This is a genomic window from Aerococcaceae bacterium zg-252, assembly GCA_016237705.1.
Taxonomy (GTDB): Bacteria; Bacillota; Bacilli; order Lactobacillales; family Aerococcaceae; genus Globicatella; species Globicatella yangjingiae.
Genome location: CP066204.1, coordinates 200,721 through 226,409, shown reverse-complemented (window position 1 = coordinate 226,409; position 25,689 = coordinate 200,721). Strand labels below are relative to the sequence as shown.

The 25,689-nt window shown below is 38.9% G+C and carries 17 protein-coding genes, 4 tRNA genes and 3 rRNA genes; 6 read left to right on the top strand and 18 right to left on the bottom strand.

Annotated features, from left to right (window positions below):
- Nucleotides 1-31: 31 nt before the first annotated feature.
- Entirely contained in the window at nucleotides 32-892 is an 861-nt protein-coding gene (locus JDW14_01155; GenBank protein ID QQD65758.1) for a helix-turn-helix domain-containing protein, read from the bottom strand.
- 92 nt (nucleotides 893-984) lie between these two features.
- Between JDW14_01155 and JDW14_01150 the strand changes: the two genes are divergently transcribed.
- Both JDW14_01150 and JDW14_01145 read left to right on the top strand, forming a co-directional pair.
- On the top strand, nucleotides 985-1,881 hold the full coding sequence (locus JDW14_01150) for an ATP-binding cassette domain-containing protein (protein ID QQD65757.1): 897 nt from the start codon (nucleotides 985-987) through the stop codon (nucleotides 1,879-1,881).
- Nucleotides 1,868-2,563: an ABC transporter permease gene (locus JDW14_01145; protein QQD65756.1), complete on the top strand. Its 696-nt coding sequence runs from the start codon at nucleotides 1,868-1,870 to the stop codon at nucleotides 2,561-2,563. Before JDW14_01150 ends, JDW14_01145 begins: the two co-directional genes overlap by 14 nt.
- Before the next feature lie 208 nt (nucleotides 2,564-2,771).
- Here JDW14_01145 and JDW14_01140 read toward each other — a convergent pair whose 3' ends face one another.
- The 5 genes from JDW14_01140 to JDW14_01120 form a co-directional block, all read right to left on the bottom strand.
- Nucleotides 2,772-4,097, bottom strand: coding sequence for a dicarboxylate/amino acid:cation symporter (locus tag JDW14_01140; protein QQD66467.1), 1,326 nt, complete (start codon nucleotides 4,095-4,097; stop codon nucleotides 2,772-2,774).
- Between the two features lie 279 nt (nucleotides 4,098-4,376).
- The gene (nrdF, locus tag JDW14_01135; GenBank protein ID QQD65755.1) at nucleotides 4,377-5,348 is read right to left on the bottom strand and encodes a class 1b ribonucleoside-diphosphate reductase subunit beta; all 972 of its coding nucleotides are present in this window, start codon (nucleotides 5,346-5,348) and stop codon (nucleotides 4,377-4,379) included.
- A gap of 45 nt (nucleotides 5,349-5,393) precedes the next feature.
- The gene (gene nrdE, locus JDW14_01130; protein ID QQD65754.1) at nucleotides 5,394-7,571 is read right to left on the bottom strand and encodes a class 1b ribonucleoside-diphosphate reductase subunit alpha; all 2,178 of its coding nucleotides are present in this window, start codon (nucleotides 7,569-7,571) and stop codon (nucleotides 5,394-5,396) included.
- Complete coding sequence (nrdI, locus tag JDW14_01125) at nucleotides 7,546-7,929, bottom strand: class Ib ribonucleoside-diphosphate reductase assembly flavoprotein NrdI (protein ID QQD65753.1); 384 nt, start codon at nucleotides 7,927-7,929, stop codon at nucleotides 7,546-7,548. The genes nrdE and nrdI overlap by 26 nt, the downstream gene beginning before the upstream one ends.
- Nucleotides 7,930-8,124: 195 nt before the next feature.
- Complete coding sequence (locus JDW14_01120) at nucleotides 8,125-8,580, bottom strand: NUDIX domain-containing protein (GenBank protein QQD65752.1); 456 nt, start codon at nucleotides 8,578-8,580, stop codon at nucleotides 8,125-8,127.
- 142 nt (nucleotides 8,581-8,722) lie between these two features.
- Here JDW14_01120 and JDW14_01115 point away from each other — a divergent pair, with 142 nt between their 5' ends.
- Both JDW14_01115 and cadA read left to right on the top strand, forming a co-directional pair.
- Complete coding sequence (locus JDW14_01115; GenBank protein ID QQD65751.1) at nucleotides 8,723-9,157, top strand: CopY/TcrY family copper transport repressor; 435 nt, start codon at nucleotides 8,723-8,725, stop codon at nucleotides 9,155-9,157.
- 17 nt (nucleotides 9,158-9,174) lie between these two features.
- Nucleotides 9,175-11,655 (top strand): cadmium-translocating P-type ATPase, encoded by a 2,481-nt coding sequence (gene cadA, locus JDW14_01110; GenBank protein QQD65750.1) that lies wholly within the window; start codon nucleotides 9,175-9,177, stop codon nucleotides 11,653-11,655.
- Nucleotides 11,656-11,758: 103 nt separating this feature from the next.
- On the opposite strand, the gene JDW14_01105 is transcribed toward cadA, so the two are convergent.
- The gene (locus JDW14_01105; GenBank protein QQD65749.1) at nucleotides 11,759-12,358 is read right to left on the bottom strand and encodes a hypothetical protein; all 600 of its coding nucleotides are present in this window, start codon (nucleotides 12,356-12,358) and stop codon (nucleotides 11,759-11,761) included.
- A 408-nt stretch (nucleotides 12,359-12,766) separates the two neighbouring features.
- Here JDW14_01105 and JDW14_01100 point away from each other — a divergent pair, with 408 nt between their 5' ends.
- Nucleotides 12,767-14,398, top strand: a complete 1,632-nt coding sequence (locus JDW14_01100) for an ATP-binding cassette domain-containing protein (protein QQD65748.1) — start codon at nucleotides 12,767-12,769, stop codon at nucleotides 14,396-14,398.
- Between the two features lie 130 nt (nucleotides 14,399-14,528).
- On the top strand, nucleotides 14,529-15,503 hold the full coding sequence (gene guaC / locus JDW14_01095) for a GMP reductase (GenBank protein QQD65747.1): 975 nt from the start codon (nucleotides 14,529-14,531) through the stop codon (nucleotides 15,501-15,503).
- Nucleotides 15,504-15,540: 37 nt separating this feature from the next.
- Here the strand turns inward: guaC and JDW14_01090 are convergent, their stop codons facing one another.
- The 11 genes from JDW14_01090 to JDW14_01040 all read right to left on the bottom strand — a co-directional run bounded on the left by JDW14_01090 (nucleotide 15,541) and on the right by JDW14_01040 (nucleotide 25,632).
- Nucleotides 15,541-16,548, bottom strand: a complete 1,008-nt coding sequence (locus tag JDW14_01090) for a glycosyltransferase family 4 protein (protein QQD66466.1) — start codon at nucleotides 16,546-16,548, stop codon at nucleotides 15,541-15,543.
- Nucleotides 16,549-16,730: 182 nt separating this feature from the next.
- Nucleotides 16,731-18,728 (bottom strand): transketolase, encoded by a 1,998-nt coding sequence (gene tkt / locus JDW14_01085; protein QQD65746.1) that lies wholly within the window; start codon nucleotides 18,726-18,728, stop codon nucleotides 16,731-16,733.
- A 156-nt stretch (nucleotides 18,729-18,884) separates the two neighbouring features.
- The gene (locus JDW14_01080; protein ID QQD65745.1) at nucleotides 18,885-19,505 is read right to left on the bottom strand and encodes an NUDIX hydrolase N-terminal domain-containing protein; all 621 of its coding nucleotides are present in this window, start codon (nucleotides 19,503-19,505) and stop codon (nucleotides 18,885-18,887) included.
- Nucleotides 19,498-20,166: a hydrolase gene (locus tag JDW14_01075; GenBank protein ID QQD66465.1), complete on the bottom strand. Its 669-nt coding sequence runs from the start codon at nucleotides 20,164-20,166 to the stop codon at nucleotides 19,498-19,500. The genes JDW14_01080 and JDW14_01075 overlap by 8 nt, the downstream gene beginning before the upstream one ends.
- 217 nt (nucleotides 20,167-20,383) lie before the next feature.
- Nucleotides 20,384-20,456, bottom strand: a tRNA-Thr gene (locus tag JDW14_01070).
- Nucleotides 20,457-20,483: 27 nt separating this feature from the next.
- A tRNA-Asn gene (locus JDW14_01065) sits at nucleotides 20,484-20,556 on the bottom strand.
- Nucleotides 20,557-20,577: 21 nt separating this feature from the next.
- Nucleotides 20,578-20,693, bottom strand: a 5S ribosomal RNA gene (gene rrf / locus JDW14_01060).
- Between the two features lie 84 nt (nucleotides 20,694-20,777).
- Nucleotides 20,778-23,667, bottom strand: a 23S ribosomal RNA gene (locus JDW14_01055).
- 157 nt (nucleotides 23,668-23,824) lie between these two features.
- Nucleotides 23,825-23,897 (bottom strand) — tRNA-Ala (locus JDW14_01050).
- A 35-nt stretch (nucleotides 23,898-23,932) separates the two neighbouring features.
- Nucleotides 23,933-24,006, bottom strand: a tRNA-Ile gene (locus JDW14_01045).
- A gap of 76 nt (nucleotides 24,007-24,082) precedes the next feature.
- Nucleotides 24,083-25,632: ribosomal RNA gene (locus tag JDW14_01040) — 16S ribosomal RNA — on the bottom strand.
- The 16S, 23S and 5S rRNA genes sit together here with 4 tRNA genes alongside, the layout of an rRNA operon.
- Nucleotides 25,633-25,689: the final 57 nt, after the last annotated feature.

The window sequence follows — 25,689 nt, the reverse complement described above, 5'->3', positions numbered from 1 at the left end:
CTATCGGAAAAATCAATTCATTTTAAAATCGTTACATATCTGTAAGCTGGCTGATAGTTTGCTCAATTTGCCTAGAAATACTATAACTCTCTACAAGATTAGTCATTTTTAAGCACTCTTTCATAATATCTAACGCATCTTCAAAACCTTGTAAATATCTTAAATGAGCTTTACAAAATTTTAACTGTAATTTTTCTATAAGATAATTATCTAAAATATTAAAATTATCAAGGATTTTAATAAACTTAGAGGCTATTCTTTCTTCTCCTCTATCCAATAAAATTCCTGTAATGTTCAATAGCAACCCATACGTTTTTCTTCGATTCTCTTCGATACTATCGTAAAATTGACTTCGAGTTACTGCTTCTTGTCCTAAAACTTCTAAAGCCTGTGTTTCTAAAGAACGGGCACAATTACTTAATATCCATAATTCATATCTGCACCATTCATCAATAGACATCAAATAATCAGTTATCACACTCTTTTCTTCTCTAGGAATATCGATAGTTGAATCACATTTATTTATAAAAACATGTAGCACAGCAATCATCAAACGATCCGATTTCCTTGCTGTAACACGATACTTACATTCATACTCAGTAAGACTGCGTCTTAAAAAATCAATATTCCTGTTTTGTATAGCTTCATAAAGCTCATTGGATAAACGTATATCCCGAATACCATAATAATTATTATAAAAAGTTGAAAATTCTCCTTGCAAAACATCCATATTGCCCAAACAATAGAAAAACGTATCAACCGTCAGATTACTCTTACCATTCTCAAAACGTGACAACTGGGCAGGGGTTACATACTCTCCTGCCACCTCTTTTAAAGACATATTTTTGGATTCTCGAATAATTTTAAAAACTTTTCCAAATTGTTCCTTCATGCGACACCTCATTACACATATGTAATACAATTAATTTTAACTTCAAAAAAGTATATCATTACCTTATTAAAAATGAAAGGGGAAAACAAAACATGTCCACGCTTTTAACATTACAATCCTTAACAAAACAATATGCCTCATACAAAGCAGTTAACCATATTTCTTTTTCAATACAAAAAGGAGAAATTTGTGGGTTAGTAGGAGAAAATGGAGCAGGAAAGACAACTCTTTTACGAATCTTATCTGGTCTTATTTCGCCAACATCTGGTGAAATTCTTTCAACACAGCCTTATCGCATTGGTGCACTCATCGAGTCACCTGCCTTGCAACCTAATCTCTCAGCTGAAGAAAATCTTCACTACATTGCTCTGCAATTAGGATTAAAAAATCGACAACAGATTATTGATAAAGCTCTTGAAACTGTAGGACTTCAAGATATTGCTCCATACAAGAAAGCAAAAAATTTCTCACTTGGTATGCGACAAAGACTAGCGATTGCAATGGCTATCTTAGATAAGCCTGATTTTCTTATTCTCGACGAACCTATCAATGGTTTAGACCCTGCTGGTATCCGAGATATGAGAAATATCATTCTCAATCTACGAGAAAACTATCAAATGACAATTTTAATTTCTAGTCATATTTTATCGGAATTAGAGTTAGTCGTTGACCGATATATTATCATGCATAAGGGAGCTGTTTTAAAAGAATTCTCAAAAACTGAACTTCAACAAGAATTAGAAGAAAAACTCTATTTATCCACTTCTAATTTAAAAACAACTAAATCTATTCTGCAGAAACAAGAAATTCCTTTTCACGAAGAAGAAGATTATCTCATTCTACCAAAAGAGACAAAAATTATGCCTCTTATTGCACAACTTATTCAAGAAAATATTGAACTAAAAGAAATTTTCAATAAGAAAATTGCCTTTGAAAATTATTACCTACAACTCATTCAAAAAGGAGAAACTACCCATGAATTACCTTAAAGCAGACCTATACCGTATCTTAAAAGAAAGAAAATTAATGATATCTCTATCAATCCTCTTTTGTCTATCATTGCTAGCTGTTTTCTTACTCAAGAGTTCTCCGTCAAAAGAAGAAACTCATACCTTGATTCAACTTTTAACACAGTTCCTGCCTTTATTCTTCCTTGCTCCAACTACATTTATTTTTGGAGAAGATTTTCAATATAGAACCATTAATAATCTCATTGTTAAAAGACAGGAACGCAACTCTATTTTTATCTATAAAATCCTATCGAATCTTATTATTAATTTACTGTACATCGTATTCTCTTATAGTCTAGCAAGTATGTTTCGAATTTTTCTTGGAGGTCAGCTTGTTTTATTAGAGATTTTGAGTATCTTTATCCATCAACTGCCTATTTACATCTGTATTATCCTATTAACTTCTACTCTTTTTATAGGATTCAACAAAATAAATCAGGCATATCTAACTTTTATTCTTATTTCGCTTCTTTGGGATAATATACTCCACCTCATTGCTGACAGTATCTTAAATATCCCTATTCCTAACAGTATCTTCTTATTTCTTGCTTTACAAAATACGGATACTACTTGGAATGCTAGCACTTTTATTGCCTGTCTTTTTGCTTTTATTTACTTAATCTGTAGCTATTATCTATTTACAAAAAAAGATTTTAAATAACTTGGATAATTTAACAATTGAACTTACATCTACAATTATATCCTCTAAAAAATTGGATACATCATAGGGTCTGGGCAAAAAGTCAGAAATCCTAACAAATCCAAGAACAAGAATGTTGTTAAATCAGCATCCTTAATTCCATTTGTTAAAATTTTTAGACTTTCTACCCAGACCCTTATTTATAGGCTTCAAATATTTACTGACGAGCTTACACTTCTACTACATGCTCATTTTCTTGATTAAAATATGCTTTTGTATCTAATTGCCCTTCACTGTTGGCTACATAAATGGCTGTTGCACTATCTCCAACAACATTTAATGATGTCACAAGCATTTCGATTGGACGGTTAATCGCTAGAATTAAAGCATATGTCGCTAAAGCTGCTGGGTTACTGTACCCCATACCACTTAAAATTGTAAAGAGGATAACCCCACCTGCACCTGGTGCTGCCGGTGTGCCAACTGACGCTACGAGTGCCAAAGTGGCAATCGTCAAAATATTCCAATACGATAATTCATATCCTGCACTAGACGCCACAAAAATTGAGGCGATTACTTGCATAATAGCTGTTCCATTCATATTAATAGTCATTCCTAGTGGTAGTACAAAAGATGTAATATCCGTATCTACTCCTAATTCTTCTTGTGTCACTTTCATATTTAGTGGCAAAGTCGCTGCACTTGATGATGTAGAAAAACCGAAGATTGCTACTTCACTAATTTTGCGAACGAATGGCATTGGATTTAATTTTGCCATTATGCGAATAAAGAGTGCATAACCAATTGTTAAAAAGATAATTAAGCTAAAAGTTGTCACTAACATATAAATAGCAGCTGGTTTTAAATAATCTATACCATAACTTGCAATCGTACGAATTAAAAGAACTGCTACTGAGACAGGAGCTAAAGTTTGAATGACATAATTTAAAAACACACTCACAATTTTATTAACTTCTTCTACCAATTTTTGAACTACCGTTAATTCTTCATGGTAGCGATTTAAGATTAACCCTAAGCTGACAGCTAAAAAGACAACCGCTAAAACACTAGTATTACTTGTAAATGTTCCTACCAAATTATTGGGGAACATACTTAACAACACATTAAGTGGATTACTTCCAGTCGAACCAGTTGCTCCTTCAATCGCTAATTCCGATACATTGAACCAACCTAATTTCATGACAATATAGCCAATCACAGATGCCATTAATAACGCTGCTATAGAATTCACTAAAAATCCTTTAATCGTTTTAAACGAGATACGACCTAACTTCTCTGTATCTTTAATGTGTACCATTGCTAAAGTAATGCTTGTAAATACCATTGGAACAATAACTAATTGCAATAACCGTACAAACACTTGCCCTACGATGTAAAATAATCCTAACGCACTTTCATTTCCCTCAGCCGTTATATCGACAAAAAGCAACTGATTAATCGAAACCCAAGCAGCTGGATTATGAGCATTTAACTGCTGACGCAGCAATAAAAAACCTAATCCAATAACTAAACCACTCACTAATGAAACAATCATCTTCTGAGCAAACGATAATTTTCTCATGACTCCTCCTTGTTTAACGTGCGGTGCACCTATTAACTCGGAAAAAACCAAAACAAAAGACCTCGATGAAAATACACCAAGGCCTACTAAGACAGTTCAACTGATACTTATTTGCCTTGCTCGCCTCTCGGACGAATTTAAAGGTTTTTTCTGACACGAATTTTACCACTAATTCACGTAATATGCAATCTATTTTTAAAATAAAAAACGTTTGAGGAAGCACTTCTACAAACGTTTCTTATTTTAATTCAACTACATCCACTTAGTATAATCGTCATTTTCCATTGCTTCAACTGTACCTAATAAATAACCATTTCCAACTTGCGAGAAGAAATCATGATTACTTGTTCCTGTTGAAATACCATTCATAACAATCGGGTCAACATCATCAGCTGTATCTGGAAACAGTGGGTCAAACCCTAAGTTTTGTAATGCTTTATTGGCATTATATCGCACAAAGGTTTTGACTTTTTCAGTCCAACCGATTTCATCATAAATCATTTGCGTAAATTTCGTTTCATTTTGATACAAATCAAATGTTAATTGATAAACCCATGCCTTTAATTCTTCTTGTTCACTCTCAGATAATCTTTCATAGCCCAATTGGAATTTGTACCCAATATAAGTTCCATGAACCGATTCATCTCGAATAATTAATTTAATAATTTCAGCGACATTCGCTAATTTATTATTGCCTAAATAATACAATGGCGCAAAGAATCCCGAATAGAATAAAAAGGATTCTAATAATACACTCGCTGCTTTCGCTTGTAAGTCTGTTCCATTTTGATAGGCATCATTAATTTTTTGTGCCTTATACTGCAATACATCATTTGAGTTCGTCCAATTAAAAATCGTTTCAATTTCAGCTTTCGTATTTAATGTACTGAAAATAGAAGAATAACTCTTCGCATGTACAGACTCCATAAATTGAATATTATTCAATACCGCTTCTTCGTGTTGCGTCCGTACCGATAAACGTAATCGTTCAATCGCATCTTCCGATTGCAATGTATCAAGTAATGTTAAGCCACCGAATACCTTACCAATCATATCCTTTTCAGCATGCGACAATGTGCGCCAATCATCTAAATCATTGGACAAAGGAATACGTGTATCTAACCAAAACTGTTCAGTCAGTTTTTCCCATGTTAATTTATCCACCATATCTTCAATTTGATTCCAGTTAATCGCAAAATATGGATTTTCAACTTCTTTCGACATTTCCTTTTCACTCTCCTTATGGCTCAATGTAACACTGATTTTTGATTAGATTGAGCAAGACTCACATGCGTTACTGCCGACCTCATCGCCGTCATCAGTAAAGGTACGCACATAATAAATCGACTTAATTCCTTTTTTCCAAGCATAATGACGTAAAATATTTAAGTCACGTGTCGTCATTTTATTGGTACGACCTGCTTTCCATTCATACATCCCTTCAGGAATTTCACTACGCATAAATAAAGTTAACGACATACCTTGGTCGATATGCTTTTGCGCTGCTGCATACACATCGATGACTTTACGCATATCAATATCATAAGCTGATTTATAGTATGGCAAAGTTGCATTCGATAAATGTGGTGCTGGATAGTACGTTTTTCCTGTCTTTTTCTCTTGACGTTCTTCGATTAAGCGTGTAATCGGGTGTAGTGACGCACTTGTTTCATTGACATAACTAATCGAACCTGTTGGGGCAATCGCCATACGGTTTTGATGATACAAGCCTGTTGCTTGTACCTTTTCTTTTAATTGTTTCCAATCTGATGCTGTTGGCATTGGAACATTTTTCATGATTTCTGCCGCTTTTTCTGATTGAATTTCAAATGGATTCGCAATATACGCATCAAAGTATTCACCTGTCGCATACGTTGATTTTTCAAAATTATAGAAACTTACGCCACGTTCTGTCGCAATTTGATTACTTGAAACTAAAGTATAATAATTTAACGCATAGAAGTACGCTTCCGTTAACTCAATTGATTCTGGAGAACCATAGTGCATTTGATTTAAGGCAAATAATGTATGTAGACCCATACCACCTAAACCAATCGTATGTGCCTTGTCATTACCATTTTTAATCGTTGGAACAGTTTCAATATTTGAATGGTCCGTTACAAAGGTCAAAGCACGAACAGCTACATCAACTGATTGTGCAAAGTTTGGTGATTGAATCATATTTGGGATATTGGTCGAACCTAAATTACAACTAATATCCGTCCCTAGCACTTCATATTCTTGGCGATTATTAATGTGAGACGGTACTTGAACTTGTAAAATTTCTGAACACAAGTTACTCATCGTAATCATACCGTCAATCGGATTGGAACGATTCGCCGTATCAATGTTCACAATATAAGGATAACCTGACTCTTGTTGTAGTTTACTAATTTCATTTTCTAATTCACGAGCCGAAATTTTAGACTTGCGAATTTCCGAATTATTAACGATATTATCATATTCTTTCGTAATATCTAAATAAGAAAATGGCACACCATAAACTCGTTCAATATCATACGGACTAAATAAATACATTGGTTCATCATTCGCTGCTAATTCATAAAATTTATCTGGTACTACTAAACCTAGCGATAAAGTTTTTACACGAATTTTTTCATCCGCATTTTCTTTTTTAGTCGATAAAAACGACACAACATCTGGGTGAAACACATTCAAGTATACAGCTCCAGCACCATTACGCTGCCCCAGTTGGTTAGAATAACTAAAACTATCTTCCAATAATTTCATAACTGGTACGACACCACTTGACGCATTTTCAATTTTCTTAATTGGGTCACCAGCTGCACGTAGATTCGATAAGTTAACCCCTACACCGCCACCGATGCGTGACAATTGCAAGGCAGAATTAATTCCACGACCGATACTATTCATATCATCACTTAACTGAATTAAGAAACATGACACTAATTCCCCACGACGTTTACGTCCTGAATTTAAAAAAGTAGGAGTCGCTGGTTGATAACGTTGTGCAATCATTTCATCACGTAATTTTTCAGCCAATGCTTCATCGCCGTCTGCTAAAAATAATGAAGCGAACACGACACGGTCTTCATAACGTTCTAAATAACGTTGTCCGTCATTCGTTTTAAGTGCATATTGCGTATAAAACTTGAACGCAGACATAAAGGATTTGAAACGAAACTTCATCGCATAAGTGTCTTTCATCATTTGCTTTACAAATTCACGAGAATATTTTTCAATAAATTCACGCTCTAAATAGTCATGTTCCATTAAATATTCCAATTTTTCATCTAAGGTGTAGAAAAATACAGTATTCGGATTAACATGTTCTAAAAAGTAAGCTCGTACGGCTTCTTTATCTTTATGGAGTGGGATTTGATTGTTAATCGGACGATTCAACTCATTATTTAATTTAAAATAGGTTACTTCTTTCGCCTTAGTCGCTAATCTTGGTTTTTCCAAGTTTCTCCACCTCTTCTTTCAATTTTTTTACATCATTGTCATTGCCTTGAAATTCAAATAAATGTAATATCGGCACATTAAAGTCACGGCTTAAATCTTTTGCAGTAAAACAATAGAGCGTATTAAAATTCAAGTTACCTCCACCAGCAACTCCTTGTAAATACTGTCGATTATGCCCTGTTTCTACAAATTCCCATAACAAATCCGTCACTTCACGTTCATACGTGGGTGCTACGATAATATAAGGCTCTGTCACTTCTATCATGGGTCTATCTGGAAATAATTCAATTGCAGGTAAGTCCAATTTTTTTATAAATCGCCGTGTTTGCCCTGTCAACGATAGGTAAACTATTAACATTATATTTCCTCCAGACCTTATATTTGTTATGTCAATAAATAAACATTTATTGACAATAATCACTCTACCTATCTTAGCACCGCACTTGTTAAAAATCAACGCAAAAACATTATATAGGGTCTGAAAAGTTTTTGTGCCACAATATGTTGTGTTAATAAGACTTTTGCTTGTTCATCATTTTCCTTATAACTCTACTTAATTTTGCCACCCAATTTCAAAATATCGTTCGCCATGCTCCACACGTTGTAAAATATCACGACTATACTCAATTAAATCTGGTGGCAATTCATCTTTATTAACCCATACCATTTCTGATACTTTCATTGGTTCATTAATACGAACTATTTCTTTTTCTGCTTGTGTTATCTTCACATGAAAATAAAAATCATAATAAACTTGACTATCCGTATTACGATGAGCAACACAAATAAACTCAAATCGGTCTAATTCAATATTTAGCCCTGTTTCTTCTAATAACTCACGCCTAGCAGCTTGTCGAGCCGTTTCACCTGCTTCAACATGCCCCGAAGCACCTAAATCTAACCAACCGTCCATATAGCCTGTTTGAAACCGTCTTTGTAATAAATATTGTTGCTGCTCATCTTCAATGACAAGAAAGACAGCACTCTTTGTCAAATAACGTTGTTTCATTTTCTTCACCTTTTCTCGCTTAAGTAAACTTTCTCTAGTATTTCAAGTCCGCACTCTCACTCTTACTTTGATTTTCACTTGCATTTTTATGTTTACAGATGTAAACTATATTTGAGATTACAATTGTAAACGGAGGGTTACTATGGAAAAAATATCTATTTCACCAGCTGAATGGGAAATAATGCGTGTTGTTTGGGCACATCATCAATTAACCAGTCGTGAAATTCTTCAAGTATTCCAGCATATTTTGGAATGGAAAGAGGGAACGATTAAATCACTCATTAACCGCCTTATTCAAAAACAATTCTTAATTCAAGATACCTCAACTAAACCCTATGTATATTCTGCTGCCATTAGCGAAGAAGAAGCAATACAACAAGAATTGGATGCCATTCTTAGTCGTTGCTGCACCAAAGAACGTGGCAAATATATTCGCTATCTGCTCGAACAACAAACATTATCTAAAGCAGATTGCCAGCTCATTCAACAAACTGCACAAGAAAAACATACAAATGCACCAGAATCCATTGCTTGTCAATGTCTGTCTGGTCAATGCACTTGCTGTAAACATCATTAGTAGGAGGAATCCCCTTTATGAAACAACAATTTCAAATTAACGGTTTGCATTGTGCTGGTTGTGCAGCAAAAGTTGAGCAAAAATTAAATCAGCTCCCTGGTATCAATGAAGCTGTTGTCAATTTAATAACGCAGTCGGCAACCATTGATTATGATACGAAACAACTAGATGTTGCCACGATTCGCCAAACTGTCGAATCACTCGGTTATCAATTAGTCGATGAAACGCAATCAATCATTCATAACCCTACTTTAATTCAAAACTATCACATCGACGGCATGCACTGTGCAAGTTGTGCAGCGAAAGTGGAACGAACGATTCAACAACTACCAAATATTCAAAATGCCAGTGTTAATCTCGTTACAGAACAATTAACTGTCGTTTGGAGAGAACAAGCTGATACACCTATCATTACCAAAGCAGTCGAATCTCTCGGCTATCGCGCAACCTTAACGCTCTCTCCACAAGAACAATTCATTATAACACAACAAAATAGAGAAAATCAGTTAAAAGAACGAAAAAAACAACTCGTATCAATGCTATCCTTAACGCTACCACTCTTTTATCTAACAATGGCACCAATGATTCATTTACCGATTCCACTTTGGTTCGATAGTCATCATCATTTATTACGAAATATGCTAGTACAATTTTTATTAACTACTCCTATTTTATGGCTAGCTCGAGATATTTTTATTAAAGGTTTCAAAGCACTTTTCCATTTAGCACCGAATATGGATTCATTAGTCGCTGTCGGGACGAGTGCAGCCTATTTACAAGGAATTGGTATGTTAATCTATCAAGTTATCACACCGGCAGTTTCACAAGGACACCCAGAACTATATTTTGAATCTGCTGCCGTTATTTTAACCTTGATGAAATTAGGAAAATATATGGAAGATGTCGCTAAAGGAAAAACAAGTCAAGCCATTAATGAATTAATGGCACTAGCTCCAGAAATAGCTTATCGCAAAACAAATGAAGGGAAAATAGAATCCATACCATTAGCAATGGTGCAAATCAATGATTTATTAGTGGTACGTCCAGGTGAGCGTCTAGGAGTTGACGGTATCATTACAGAGGGGCAATCATCGGTCGATGAATCAATGATTACAGGAGAAAGTTTACCTGTTTCAAAAAGTATCGGCGATACTGTATCCAGTGGGAGCATTAATAAAAACGGCAGTTTCACCTACCGTGTAACAGCGATTGGTCAAGAAACCTTTCTATCAAAAATCATTACACTGGTTCAAGATGCACAAGGTAGCAAGGCAGAAATTGCGAAACTAGCCGATAAAATTTCATTATATTTTGTGCCAACTGTCATGTTTTTAGCCGTAATAAGTAGTTTGAGTTGGCTATTTCTAGCAGGTGCTTCATTTGAGTTTGCATTAAAAATCTTTATCAATGTCTTAATCATTGCCTGTCCATGTGCTCTAGGCTTAGCAACACCAACTGCTATTATGGTCGGGACTGGTCTAGCAGCCAAACATGGAATTCTTTTTAAAAATGGGACTGCACTTGAAATGGTTCATAAAGCAACAGCCATTGTATTAGATAAAACAGGTACGATTACAGAAGGAATGCCTACCGTTACAGATATTGACTTAAACGAAGAAATTGATACTAATGACTTACTCATAAAAATAGCAGCCATTGAATCCGTATCGGAACATCCATTATCAGATGCTATTGTACACTATGTTGACAGCTTGAATTTAGGTGAATTGCCTAGCGTTACAGAATTTAATAGTATATCCGGTTTGGGTATTCAAGGAACTGTTCAAGGTGATACTTTGGCAATTGGTAACGCCAAAATGATGTCATCTATCGTGACGCTGAGTGCCGAAATAAAAATTCGTGCTGAACAATTAGCAAAATTAGGAAAAACACCTTTATTTGTCGCAATCAATAATCAATTTTCGGGTATCATCAGTGTCAGCGACCCTATTAAAACTACGAGTAAAGAGGCAATCGCCCAATTGAAACGCTTGAACTTAACCACCTATATGGTAACTGGCGATAATCAACATACAGCAAACGCAATCGCATCATCACTCCATTTAGATGGTGTGTACAGTGAAGTACTCCCAGTCGACAAGAGCAGCATTGTGGCTACCTTACAAGAACATCATACCGTCATCATGGTTGGAGACGGTATTAACGATGCTCCTGCACTAGCACAAGCTGATATAGGAATTGCGATTGGTTCTGGTACGGATATTGCGATTGAATCAGCCGATGTTGTCTTAATGCATAATCAATTAAACGATGTACTAACAGCGATTAAATTGAGCCACGCAACACTACGTACAATTAAGCAAAATTTATTCTGGGCTTTCGCATATAATGTGATTGGAATCCCCATTGCAATGGGATTAGTTCATGCACTTTTTAATGGTCCACTATTAAATCCCATGGTCGCTGCTCTCTCCATGAGCTTTAGCTCGGTATCAGTCTTACTAAACTCACTAAGATTACGATTTTTTAAAATATAGTGTGACGACCCTCCCCTAAACAACAAGTAGGGGTCACTCCTCATTAAGTGACCCCTACTTATTTATTTTTCATATATCTGTATCGCAGAACTCAGACTCTTCATTATTTTAAAGAAAGCTCAGCACCTTCAAGCTTGAGATATTCTCCCTCTTTAACGTCTACATAACTTGATTTTTTAATTGAGTTAGAATCTACAACATCTATAGCATTCGCATCTTTAGCAATTCTATAGCGAGCAAATTCATCTTTTGCCTTTGCTTTATACTCCCCTGGTTCAATATCAACACCAACACGATACACACCTTCGCCAATAGTATCATTTTCTATTTTTACTGGCCATGTTTCTTCAACTGGAACAGCAAAACAATCGCTTAATTCTAAATATTGTCCGTCTTCAACTTTTACATAAGCAAAAGTTTTAACCATATCATAAGCAATATACTCTTCGCCACGTGCATCTCCCGTTAATTTGAATGAAGCATATTCATCAAGTGAATAAACTTTATATTCACCAGCAGGAATGTCACTACCTACTTTATACATATCCGTTTCAAAAACTGTTTTATAAGATGCCATATCGAATGGGTCTTTATCAGCGACAGATTCTTGTTTCATTTCACTTGTTGTCGTTTCTTCAGCATAAATTGAACCAACACTCGATAAAATAAACAAACTACTTGCTAACAATACTATTTTCTTCACAACGAACTTCTCCCTTACATATTTGTTATTCCAGACAACTGACGTAAATACTGAAAGCCAATGTATGTACGACAGTAAGACTTCAATTCTACAACAATATTTACACATATTCTGATAATTAAATTTTATAATATTCACAACTTTAAATCAAATAATTCCAAATATACTTTACTAATAAAGTAACAAAATAAATACAATCAAACACCATAACGTCTTTTCATCTGTACAATGTAAATATTAATCGAATCAAGACAACATTTTGTTTTAAGAATTCTAGTATTTTACTCACAACTCATGCTATTTTATGGTATGATGTTGGTGGATGTTTAGGGGTTATTTTTTTACTATATAATGAGAGCATTTTCTGTTCATCCCCAAACAAATAAAGCAAATGGAGGAAATGCATTAATGATTAATGTATCAAATGTAAGTTTACAATTTCCAGACCGTAAATTGTTTGATGAAGTCAATATTACCTTTAACCAAGGAAACTGTTACGGCGTCATCGGAGCCAACGGTGCTGGAAAATCAACCTTTTTAAAAATTTTAGCCGGAGAGATTGCCCCTACAACAGGAGCCGTTACAATGGACCCACACGAACGCTTAGCCGTATTAAACCAAAACCACTATGGGTTTGAACAATATAATGTCATCGAAACGGTTATGATGGGCCATAAAGAGCTTTACGACATTATGAAAGAGAAAGACGCTATCTACATGAAAGAAGATTTTTCTGATGAAGACGGTATTCGTGCTGGAGAATTAGAGGGTCTATTTGCTGAAATGGGTGGCTGGGAAGCTGAATCTGAAGCAAGTAACATGTTACAAGGTTTAGGAATCCCAACAGATATGCACTACTCTCAAATGAGTGATTTAATTGAAGCTGATAAAATCAAAGTATTACTGGCACAAGCACTATTTGGTAAGCCAGATAATTTATTATTAGATGAGCCAACCAACGGTTTAGATGCCCAAGCAATAGATTGGTTAAGTGATTTTATTATCGACTTCCCAAATACAGTCATCGTTGTTTCACACGACCGTCACTTTTTAAATACAGTCTGTACACATATGGCAGACGTTGACTTCGGTAAAATTAAAATTTATGTTGGGAACTATGATTTCTGGTTACAATCTAGTCAATTAGCTGCGAAAATGGCAGCTGACCAAAATGCGAAAAAAGAAGAACAAATCAAAGAGTTACAAGCCTTTATCGCTCGTTTCTCTGCTAATGCGTCAAAATCAAAACAAGCCACTTCACGTAAAAAATTATTAGATAAAATTACATTAGATGACATTCAACCGTCATCACGCCGTTATCCTTTTGTCGGCTTTTCACCAGAACGTGAAATCGGTAATGACTTACTCCGTGTTGAAGGGTTATCTAAAACAATTGACGGTGAAAAAGTATTGGATAATATTACTTTCACTTTAAATCGTGATGATAAAGTAGCCTTTTTAAGTCGTAATGATAATGCTGTCACTGCTTTCTTCGACATTATTATGGGTAAAGCAGAACCGGATTCTGGTACTTTTGAATGGGGTGTCACAACGAGTCAAACTTATTTACCACGTAATTCTGGTGACGAATTTGACGGAGTTGAATTATCAATCGTTGATTGGTTACGTCAATATGCTGCAAAAGAAGAACAAGACAATACATTTTTACGCAGTTTCTTAGGCCGTATGTTATTCTCAGGTGACGATGTAATGAAACCTGTTAATGTTTTATCCGGTGGGGAAAAAGTACGCTGTTTATTATCAAAAATGATGTTATCAAAAGCAAATGTACTCGTAATGGACCAACCAACTAACCACTTAGACTTAGAATCAATCACTGCGTTAAACGAGGGCTTAATCAAATTTAAGAGTGCCATTTTAATTGCTTCTCACGACTACGAAGTATTAAATACAACATGTAACCGTGTCATTGAATTAACACCTACAGGTGCTTTTGACCGATTAAATACAAAATATGAAGAATACGTTGAAGACAAAGAACTTCAAAAACGTGTCGCTGCCATGTATCCAGAAAACTAATAAAATCTTACAATCTATAAGTGGAATTTATAAAAAAATCATCTATAATAATAGTTAGTGGCACTAATCAAGCGTCCCTAACAACCAAATAAACAATCACATCAGTGATGAATAAAGGAGTTAACAAATAATGGAAGTATTTGACTACGAAGATATCCAGCTAATCCCTAACAAATGTATCGTTACTAGCCGTTCTGAATGCGATACAACCGTCACTTTTGGCCCACGTACATTCAAAATCCCAGTTGTACCTGCCAATATGCAGACTGTTATTAATGAAGAATTAGCTGTTTGGTTTGCTGAAAATGATTATTTTTATATTATGCACCGCTTTGACGAAGAAGGTCGTAAGCCATTTGTCAAAATGATGCAAGAAAAAGGTTTATTTGCATCAATCAGTGTTGGTATTAAACCTTACGAATATGATTTTATTCGTGAATTAGCATCTGAAAATTTAATTCCTGAATATATTACCATTGATGTGGCTCATGGTCATTCCGATGAAGTAATTAAAATGATTCAATTCATCAAGCAACATTTACCAGGTGCCTTTGTCATCGCTGGTAATGTCGGCACACCTGAAGGTGTTCGTGAATTAGAATATGCAGGAGCTGATGCTACTAAGGTTGGTGTCGGCCCAGGTCGTGTATGTATTACGAAATTAAAAACAGGTTTTGGTACTGGTGGGTGGCAATTAGCAGCCGTTCGTTTATGTGCCAAAGCTGCTAGAAAACCGATTATCGCAGACGGTGGTATTCGCCACAATGGTGACATCGCCAAATCCATTCGTTTTGGTGCCTCAATGGTCATGATTGGTTCATTATTAGCTGCTCATGAAGAAAGCCCAGGTGTCACACGCAAAGTAGACGGTAAAATCTATAAAGAATACTTCGGTAGTGCATCTGAATTCCAAAAAGGTGAACGTAAAAATGTTGAAGGTAAAATCGAATTGATTCCGACACGTGGACGTTTAGAAGATACTTTAAGAGAAATGCAACAAGATTTACAATCGTCAATCTCTTATGCCGGTGGAAAAGATTTAGATGCTATTCGTAAAGTAGATTACGTTATCGTGCGTAATACGGTATATAATGGCGATAGATAATTAAACAAATAAAACGGGCGAACGCCCGTTTTTTGCTTTATTTTTTTCGATTCAGCAAAACACCACGATAAAACTTACGCCATTGTTTAGCAACTGCTTCATGTGCATAGTAATCTCTTGCTTGACGTGATTTAGCTTGATAAGTTTCGATTAACTCTGGCGACTGAGATAAAGCCACTAAACGCTCACTCATCGCTTCAACACCGTCAGCTAGCAACGCATAGTCTTGAATAATTGGACGATATAAGTCTAATTCTCTCACGACCACTGGCGTCCCACAATTAAAGGCTTCTAAAATACTCATTGGGAACAATTCATTAAACGACGGCAATAAAAACACATCTGCTATATTATAATAATCATTCAATAATTCTCTATCAATAATACCGGTAAATTTCAAATTTTTCGGTGGATTATCATAGATTTTTTGATATTTTTCATATCCGTCTGTCATTTGCCCAAACGAAAAACCACCAGCCCACACAAATGTAAATTCTGGGTGTTTCTGTGCTAATTGAACAAAGTCATCAATACCCTTTCTCTTTTGAATTTGCCCTACACCTAAGACAATGAATTCATTTGGGCGAAAACCATACTTGGCACGCAAACCATTATCATTTTTTTCATAAAAACGATTAAGCGATACCGAATTAGGAATATAATGAATTTTTTCAGCCGGAATATCAAATCGTTTTAATTCTTCACCAAAAACAGGATTCACCACGACTAAATGGTCCATACGTTTATAAAATGAGAGTACATATTTGCCAAAAATCTTTTGAATTAATGACGGCAACTTAATACTCCCCTCTAAAGTATCCGGCAAAAAATGCACATATCCAACCGTAACACCACGCTTTTTTTTCAAAAAAGTAGATAAATAATAAGGGAAATTAATCGTATGATAATGTGAAATATCAGTCGGCTGATAATCATTGATTAAAATCTCAATCTCGTCCGAACAATATTTTGTTAACATTTCAATTTGTTCACGGTATGCACTACCTACTCCTTGTCCTTTAACAGATTCTGCTTGAGAAAACATCGTTACTTTCATACAACACCTCACTTATAAAATACAATACTAACAACTCTTGTCACTGAAAAAATGTTTTATTTGTGAATATTTCTTCCCTATTTGTAGTACTCCTCACTATTATAGCGAATTTCTAACATAATGAAAAGGAGCGAATAGCATAAGCTGCTCTCACTCCTTTAAAGTATTTATTAATTTGCGAATGCGTCTAAGTAAGTTTTCACAATATTTTCTACAGTAAAGCCATACTCAGCAACTACTGTATCACCATTTCCAGACGCTCCAAAACGGTCGATACCGACTGATACACCGTCTAAGCCAACATATTTGCCCCAACCAAATGTTGAGCCCATTTCAATTGATACACGATTGCGAACAGCACTCGGTAAGACACTTTCCTTATACGCTGCATCTTGCTCATCAAATAAATTCATCGCTGGCATTGATACAACAGATACGTCTACACCTTTTTCACGCAATACCGTTTGAGCCTCAATTGCTAAAGCCACTTCTGAACCACTTGCTAATAAGATACCAGCTGGTTCTTGAGCTTGAGCAGGTGAAATCACATAACCACCTTTACGCACACCCGTTTCCAATACATCTGACGCTACCGATAATACTGGTAAATTTTGACGTGTTAAGACTAACATGGTTGGACGATTCGTTGATTCTATTGCCACTTTCCAAGCTGCATACGTTTCGTTTTCATCAGCAGGGCGTAAAACATTTAAGTTTGGTAATGCTCTAAAAGCTGCTAATTGTTCAATCGGCTCATGGGTCGGGCCGTCTTCACCTACTGCAATCGAATCGTGTGTCATTACATAAGTAACTGGAATATTTGATAATGCTGCTAAACGTACAGCTGCTTTTAAATAATCCGTAAAGACAAAGAATGTCCCACCATATACACGAGAACCACCATGTAATTGTACACCATTCATTATCGCTGCCATAGCAAATTCACGTACACCAAACCAAATATTGCGTCCACTACGATTATCTGGCATAAATGCTGTTTCTTTGCTTACCATTGTTTTATTTGACCCAGATAAGTCAGCTGACCCACCCCAGAAGAATGGTACGGCTTCAGACAATGCCTGAATCGCACGTCCACTTGAATTACGACTTGCATCTGCTTTCGTATCCGTAGACACATAATTCAACGCATACTCATAAGCTTCTGGTAACTCATCTGCAAAGGCTGCTAACAACGCTGCTGCTTTCTCAGGATATTTTGCTTGATAATCTGCAAATAAAGCAGTCCAAGCCTCATAGGCTTTTAAGCCACGCTCTTTTACTTTTTCATCAAAGTCTGCTTGTGCTTCTGCTGGCACTGTAAATGCAGGGTGATTCCAACCATAATTCGCTTTTGTCGTTTCCCAATCAGTTGCTCCCAATGGTGCCCCATGTACAGCAGAAGTTCCTTGTTTAGGAGAACCATAACCAATTACTGTTTTAATTTCAATTAATGTTGGTTGACTAGTATGTGCTTTTGCTGCTGCAATTGCGTCTGAAATAGCAGCCACATCGTTTCCGTCTTCTACACGTAAATAATGCCAGTTTTGCGATTCAAAACGTTGTTGAATATTTTCATTAAACGCCATATTTAAATCACCGTCTAATGAAATATCATTACTATCGTATAACACAACTAATTTACCTAATTGTTGTTTACCAGCAAAAGATAAAGCCTCGTACGCTACACCCTCCATTAAATCACCGTCACCTACTAAAGTATAGGTATAGTGGTCAATCACTTGATGTTCTTCTGTATTGTATTCAGCAGCTAAATGCGTTTCTGCTAAAGCCATACCTACCGCTTGAGCCACACCTTGTCCTAAAGGACCAGTCGTAGCTTCTACACCGTCTGTATGCCCTACTTCAGGATGTCCTGGAGTTTTACTATTGAATTGACGGAATTGTTTTAAATCTTCCAAGCTAACATCAAAACCAGATACATGTAATAAACTATATAATAATGCTGAACCATGTCCTGCTGATAAAATAAAACGGTCACGGTTAATCCATTTTGACTCTGTAGGTGTTACACGTAAATGTTCGCTCCATAAAGCATAAGCCATTGGTGCAGCACCTAGTGGTAAGCCTGGATGTCCAGAATTTGCTGCTTCAATTTGATCGACACTTAAAGCACGCAATGTATTCACTGATAATGTTTGTGTTGTCATAACTTCCTCCTTATTTTAGTTCGCACGAATTGGTCTGAACTTCACTGCACAAAGCTCTTAAAATACAGTAGTTCTACCCAAACATTCATACTCACACTAAGTTGTTATTTAATATAACAATCTTATTCCTTTCAATTATACCACCTAACAATAATATTAATCAAATATTGGTTGCCATTTTTCGCCTTGTTTCTTCGCCTCAAACGCCAATCTCACTTGTTCGGTGGACGTCTTGCGTTCCATTAAAGGTGGTATTTCATCTTCTGCAAAAAATCCACTCGCCACTGTTTCAGAATTAGGTCGAAACATTCCTGAAACATACTGACACTCTACAAAAATTTTTAAAATTGTAAAAGGATTAAGTCCAGGATTATGTATATTTCGGTCATGAATCGCCACTAAACGCCCAACTTCAACTTCCATTCCAGCCTCTTCAAACACTTCTTTACGAATATTAGATGAAATCGTCTGAGTAACATCCATCCAGCCACCCGGTAAAACCCATAATCCGTCATTTTCTTGTACCAATAACAATTTATCCCCACGCCAAACAATTGCACGTGTATCCACTTTAGGAGTTTGATAACCTTTTTCTTCTAAATATAATTCTGCAATCTTATCAACCGGCTCCTCTGCTACTTGAGCTAGCATTTCAAAAGAAATTTGTTTTATACGTTCAAAACGTTCCTTATCAAAAACATCTTTAGTAAAAAACAGCCCAGTTTCAGCAAGAGCATGTAATTCCTTAGCCCAATCTACAATGTTCAACTTATTCACCTCGATACTTCTTCATCAACTCTGCAAAAATTTCAGCAGAAGTTGGCGGCGTATAAGTAATCGCATTAGCACCAGCTTGAATCGTCTGCCTAATTTGCTCAGGTGTAGACCCACCTGTAGCGATAATAGGAAAAGCATCACCAATTTCACTACGAATATGCGCAACTAATTCAGCAGTACGAGCACCACCAGACACATTTAACATCGTTGCCCCAGCACTAATTTTACCTAAAAAATCATCATTAAAACTGGAAACAGTCGCAATCAAAGGAATATCAATATTCATACTAATTTCTTTAATCACACTATTTTCCATAGGTGCATTCACAACGACACCATACGCACCCATTTGTTCTGCTTGAATAGCTAAATAGACACTACGACTTCCAGTAGTCGTCCCACCACCAACTCCAACGAAAACAGGTACTGATGCAATACTCACAATTGATTGCATAATCGTTGCAAGCGGTGTAAATGGATAAACAGCAATCACCGATTGTGCATTTGAATTACGAATAATTGCCACATCTGTAGAAAATAATAATGATTTAATCCGTTTGCCAAAAATTTCAATTCCAGACGCTTCATATATCTCTTTAGGCACTTCAACAATACGTGTTCTTAACTTTGACTCAAATTTAGGTGCACTTTTTTTACCAATATTTGCTTGTCTATCGCTAAAAACTAACACTGATTGATTATTCTCATCAATTTCAGTACTAATTGCTTCATATCCACTAACATTAAGCTCACTCACATTCCGTTCTAGCTCATTATAATCCATATAGACGCACCTCGTTTCTAAAAATTATGTCTTCAGTATACAAATATTATCCAAAAAAATCAAAAAACCGAGCAATAGCTCGGCAACATTGTACAGCCATTTGCCGGGATCGAACCGGCGACCTCTTCCTTACCATGGAAGCGCTCTACCTACTGAGCTAAAACGGCAATAAATTAACTGAAAATAAAAAAACACTCCGCAAGTAGGGCTCGAACCTACGACATCATGATTAACAGTCATGCGCTCTGCCAGCTGAGCTATTGCGGAATGACACTAACGACTTCTCCTGCATGGCAACGTCCTACTCTCACAGGACCAAAAGTCCAACTACCATCGGCGCTAAGAAGCTTAACTGCTGTGTTCGGCATGGGTACAGGTGTGTCCTTCTTGCCATCGTCACCACACAGAGAATTCGTCTTGTCTCTTAAGTAATCTTGTCTCCAAGCTCACTCAAAACTGAATAACCTTCCAAACTCCCAATCAATCTCTTGGTTAAGTCCTCGACCGATTAGTACTAGTCCGCTCCATGTCTCACAACACTTCCACTTCTAGCCTATCTACCTGTTCGTCTTTCAGGGGTCTTACTTCCTAAGAATGGGAAATCTCATCTTGAAGCTGGCTTCGCGCTTAGATGCTTTCAGCGCTTATCCTTCCCACACATAGCTACCCAGCGATGCTCCTGGCGGAACAACTGGTACACCAGCGGTGCGTCCATCCCGGTCCTCTCGTACTAAGGATAGCTCTTCTCAAATTTCCTACGCCCGCGACGGATAGGGACCGAACTGTCTCACGACGTTCTGAACCCAGCTCGCGTACCGCTTTAATGGGCGAACAGCCCAACCCTTGGGACCGACTTCAGCCCCAGGATGCGATGAGCCGACATCGAGGTGCCAAACCTCCCCGTCGATGTGAACTCTTGGGGGAGATAAGCCTGTTATCCCCAGGGTAGCTTTTATCCGTTGAGCGATGGCCCTTCCATGCGGTACCACCGGATCACTAAGCCCGACTTTCGTCCCTGCTCGACCTGTCCGTCTCGCAGTCAAGCTCCCTTCTGCCTTTGCACTCTGCGAATGATTTCCAACCATTCTGAGGGAACCTTTGGGCGCCTCCGTTACTCTTTAGGAGGCGACCGCCCCAGTCAAACTGTCCACCTGACACTGTCTCCCGTGCTCCTCGCACGCGGGTTAGAGGGTCCATGTCACAAGGGTAGTATCCCACCAGCGCCTCCTCGTAAACTGGCGTTCACGATTCTTCAGCTCCTACCTATCCTGTACATGCCACACAAACACTCAATATCAAGTTACAGTAAAGCTCCATGGGGTCTTTCCGTCCTGTCGCGGGTAACCTGCATCTTCACAGGTACTATAATTTCACCGAGTCTCTCGTTGAGACAGTGCCCAGATCGTTACGCCTTTCGTGCGGGTCGGAACTTACCCGACAAGGAATTTCGCTACCTTAGGACCGTTATAGTTACGGCCGCCGTTTACTGGGGCTTCAATTCAAAGCTTCAGATTGCTCCTAACCTCTCCTCTTAACCTTCCAGCACCGGGCAGGCGTCAGCCCCTATACGTCATCTTTCGATTTTGCAGAGACCTGTGTTTTTGATAAACAGTCGCCTGGGCCTATTCACTGCGGCTGATGTTTCCATCAGCACCCCTTCTCCCGAAGTTACGGGGTCATTTTGCCGAGTTCCTTAACGAGAGTTCTCTCGATCACCTGAGTGTTCTCCACTCGACTACCTGTGTCGGTTTGCGGTACGGGTTGGTTGTATCTCACTAGAAGCTTTTCTCGACAGTTTGATTATCCACCTTCGCTACTTTATTTCGCTACGCGTCACAACTCACCCTTCCAGATAAAAGCATTTCACTCTTATCAAGACTCGTTGCTTGCACATCCTCTTCCATCCGGATGCGTGGAGTCGCCTCCTGTGTCCCTCCTTCGTTCAAACGATACTTACCAAGTACAGGAATCTCTACCTGTTGTCCATCGCATACGCCTATCGGCTTTTGCTTAGGTCCCGACTAACCCAGGGCGGACGAGCCTTCCCCTGGAAACCTTAGTCTTTCGGTGGACGGGATTCTCACCCGTCTTGCGCTACTCATACCGGCATTCTCACTTCTATTCGCTCCACCACTCCTTACGGTATGACTTCTCCGCTAATAGAACGCTCTCCTACCACTCTAGCTCTTCGCTAGAATCCACAGCTTCGGTGTATTGTTTAGCCCCGGTACATTTTCGGCGCGGAGTCACTCGACTAGTGAGCTATTACGCACTCTTTAAATGGTGGCTGCTTCTAAGCCAACATCCTAGCTGTCTGTGCAACTCCACATCCTTTTCCACTTAACAATTACTTTGGGACCTTAGCTGGTGGTCTGGGCTGTTTCCCTTTCGACTACGGATCTTATCACTCGCAGTCTGACTCCCAGAGATGAGTACATGGCATTCGGAGTTTATCTGAATTCGGTAAAGCTTGCGCCCCCCTAGTCCAAACAGTGCTCTACCTCCTTGACTCTCACTCTGAGGCTATACCTAAATATATTTCGGAGAGAACCAGCTATCTCCAAGTTCGATTGGAATTTCTCCGCTACCCACAAGTCATCCAAACACTTTTCAACGTGTCCTGGTTCGGTCCTCCAGTGCGTCTTACCGCACCTTCAACCTGCTCATGGGTAGGTCACTTGGTTTCGGGTCGACGTCATCGTACTTTCGCCCTATTAAGACTCGCTTTCGCTTCGGCTCCGCTTCTTCAGCTTAACCTCGCACGGTAACGTCACTCGCCGGTCCATTCTACAAAAGGTACGCCATCACCCCTTAACGGGCTCTGACTACTTGTAAGCACACGGTTTCAGGTACTCTTTCACTCCCCTCCCGGGGTCCTTTTCACCTTTCCCTCACGGTACTGGTTCACTATCGGTCACTAGGTAGTATTTAGCCTTGCCAGATGGTCCTGGCGGATTCCGACGGGATTCCTCGTGTCCCGCCGTACTCAGGATTCTGCTAGAGGTTCAATCAATTTCGAATACGAGGCTCTCACTCTCTTTGGCTGACCTTCCCATGTCATTCTTCTATCAATCTCACTCCCACGTTGCAGTCCTACAACCCCAATGTGCATGCACATTGGTTTGGGCTCTTCCCATTTCGCTCGCCGCTACTCCGGGAATCGATTTTTCTTTCTCTTCCTGCAGGTACTTAGATGTTTCAGTTCTCTGCGTCTACCTCGCTTTCGCGTACTACGTTTCTACTCGTAGTGGGTTCCCCCATTCGGACATCGCTGGATCATAGCTTACTTACAACTCCCCAACGCATTTCGTCGTTCGTCACGTCCTTCTTCGGCTCCTAGTGCCAAGGCATCCACCGTGCGCCCTTTGTTACTTAACCACTTATTTTTGCGCTCGTTATCCTCTCAGATAACTTTCTTGTTAACTCTTTGTTAACTCGGTTTGATTTCTCGGTTTAATTTATATGCTTTGTATAAATTTGTTTGTTTTCGGTTATTCAGTTTTCAATGGGCTTGTTTGCTAGTCATTACTAGCAATGGAGAATAGCGGGATCGAACCGCTGACCTCCTGCGTGCAAAGCAGGCGCTCTCCCAGCTGAGCTAATCCCCCATGTTGCTGGTGCTTTTATTCACTTTTTAAAAGCATGGGCCTAAATGGACTCGAACCATCGACCTCACCCTTATCAGGGGTGCGCTCTAACCAACTGAGCTATAGGCCCGCATTTATAACCCTTGAGTGAATGCTCACTCAAAACTAAACAAAGTCTCAAGAATGGTAGTTCCATTACTCCTTAGAAAGGAGGTGATCCAGCCGCACCTTCCGATACGGCTACCTTGTTACGACTTCACCCCAATCATCTATCCCACCTTCGACGGCTCCCTCCTTACGGTTAGGCCACCGGCTTCGGGTGTTACAAACTCTCGTGGTGTGACGGGCGGTGTGTACAAGACCCGGGAACGTATTCACCGCGGCGTGCTGATCCGCGATTACTAGCGATTCCGGCTTCATGTAGTCGAGTTGCAGACTACAATCCGAACTGAGAATGGCTTTTAGAGATTCGCTTACCCTCGCGAGTTCGCTGCTCGTTGTACCATCCATTGTAGCACGTGTGTAGCCCAGGTCATAAGGGGCATGATGATTTGACGTCATCCCCACCTTCCTCCGGTTTGTCACCGGCAGTCTCACTAGAGTCCCCATCTTATTGCTGGCAACTAGTGATAAGGGTTGCGCTCGTTGCGGGACTTAACCCAACATCTCACGACACGAGCTGACGACAACCATGCACCACCTGTATGGATGTCCCGAAAGACTTCACCTATCTCTAGGTTATGCATCCTATGTCAAGACCTGGTAAGGTTCTTCGCGTTGCTTCGAATTAAACCACATGCTCCACCGCTTGTGCGGGTCCCCGTCAATTCCTTTGAGTTTCAGCCTTGCGGCCGTACTCCCCAGGCGGAGTGCTTATTGCGTTAACTCCAGCACTGAAGGGTGGAAACCCTCCAACACTTAGCACTCATCGTTTACGGCGTGGACTACCAGGGTATCTAATCCTGTTTGCTCCCCACGCTTTCGAGCCTCAGCGTCAGTTACAGACCAGCAAGTCGCCTTCGCCACTGGTGTTCCTCCATATATCTACGCATTTCACCGCTACACATGGAATTCCACTTGCCTCTTCTGCACTCAAGTTAACCAGTTTCCAATGACCCTCCACGGTTGAGCCGTGGGCTTTCACATCAGACTTAATTAACCGCCTGCACTCCCTTTACGCCCAATAAATCCGGACAACGCTTGCCACCTACGTATTACCGCGGCCTGCTGGCACGTAGTTAGCCGTGGCTTTCTGGTTAGATACCGTCACTTTGTAAGCATTCCCTCTTACAACCGTTCTTCTCTAACAACAGTGCTTTACGATCCGAAAACCTTCTTCACACACGCGGCGTTGCTCCGTCAGACTTGCGTCCATTGCGGAAGATTCCCTACTGCTGCCTCCCGTAGGAGTTTGGGCCGTGTCTCAGTCCCAATGTGGCCGATCACCCTCTCAGGTCGGCTATGCATCATCGCCTTGGTAAGCCGCTACCTTACCAACTAGCTAATGCACCGCGGGACCATCCTTCAGTGACGCCGTAGCGCCTTTCCTCTCCCCACCATGCGGCAGAAAGTTCTATGCGGTATTAGCAGTCGTTTCCGACTGTTATCCCCCGCTGAAGGGTAGGTTTCCCACGTGTTACTCACCCGTGCGCCACTCACTTCGACGAAAGCAAGCTTTCGTCTCCGTTCGTTCGACTTGCATGTATTAGGCACGCCGCCAGCGTTCGTCCTGAGCCAGGATCAAACTCTCATGAAAGTTTCATGAGTCTTCTTTGACTCTTACTATTTACTAGCTTACATTTTTTAAGAGGTG

Excerpts from the sequence above, each read along its gene's own strand:
- JDW14_01155 (QQD65758.1), bottom strand. The coding sequence starts at position 892 with ATGAAGGAACAATTTGGAAAAGTTTTTAAAATTATTCGAGAATCCAAA.
- JDW14_01150 (QQD65757.1), top strand. The coding sequence starts at position 985 with ATGTCCACGCTTTTAACATTACAATCCTTAACAAAACAATATGCCTCA.
- JDW14_01145 (QQD65756.1), top strand. The coding sequence starts at position 1,868 with ATGAATTACCTTAAAGCAGACCTATACCGTATCTTAAAAGAAAGAAAA.
- JDW14_01140 (QQD66467.1), bottom strand. The coding sequence starts at position 4,097 with ATGATTGTTTCATTAGTGAGTGGTTTAGTTATTGGATTAGGTTTTTTA.
- nrdF (QQD65755.1), bottom strand. The coding sequence starts at position 5,348 with ATGTCGAAAGAAGTTGAAAATCCATATTTTGCGATTAACTGGAATCAA.
- nrdI (QQD65753.1), bottom strand. The coding sequence starts at position 7,929 with ATGTTAATAGTTTACCTATCGTTGACAGGGCAAACACGGCGATTTATA.
- JDW14_01120 (QQD65752.1), bottom strand. The coding sequence starts at position 8,580 with ATGAAACAACGTTATTTGACAAAGAGTGCTGTCTTTCTTGTCATTGAA.
- JDW14_01115 (QQD65751.1), top strand. The coding sequence starts at position 8,723 with ATGGAAAAAATATCTATTTCACCAGCTGAATGGGAAATAATGCGTGTT.
- cadA (QQD65750.1), top strand. The coding sequence starts at position 9,175 with ATGAAACAACAATTTCAAATTAACGGTTTGCATTGTGCTGGTTGTGCA.
- JDW14_01100 (QQD65748.1), top strand. The coding sequence starts at position 12,767 with ATGATTAATGTATCAAATGTAAGTTTACAATTTCCAGACCGTAAATTG.
- guaC (QQD65747.1), top strand. The coding sequence starts at position 14,529 with ATGGAAGTATTTGACTACGAAGATATCCAGCTAATCCCTAACAAATGT.
- JDW14_01090 (QQD66466.1), bottom strand. The coding sequence starts at position 16,548 with ATGTTTTCTCAAGCAGAATCTGTTAAAGGACAAGGAGTAGGTAGTGCA.
- tkt (QQD65746.1), bottom strand. The coding sequence starts at position 18,728 with ATGACAACACAAACATTATCAGTGAATACATTGCGTGCTTTAAGTGTC.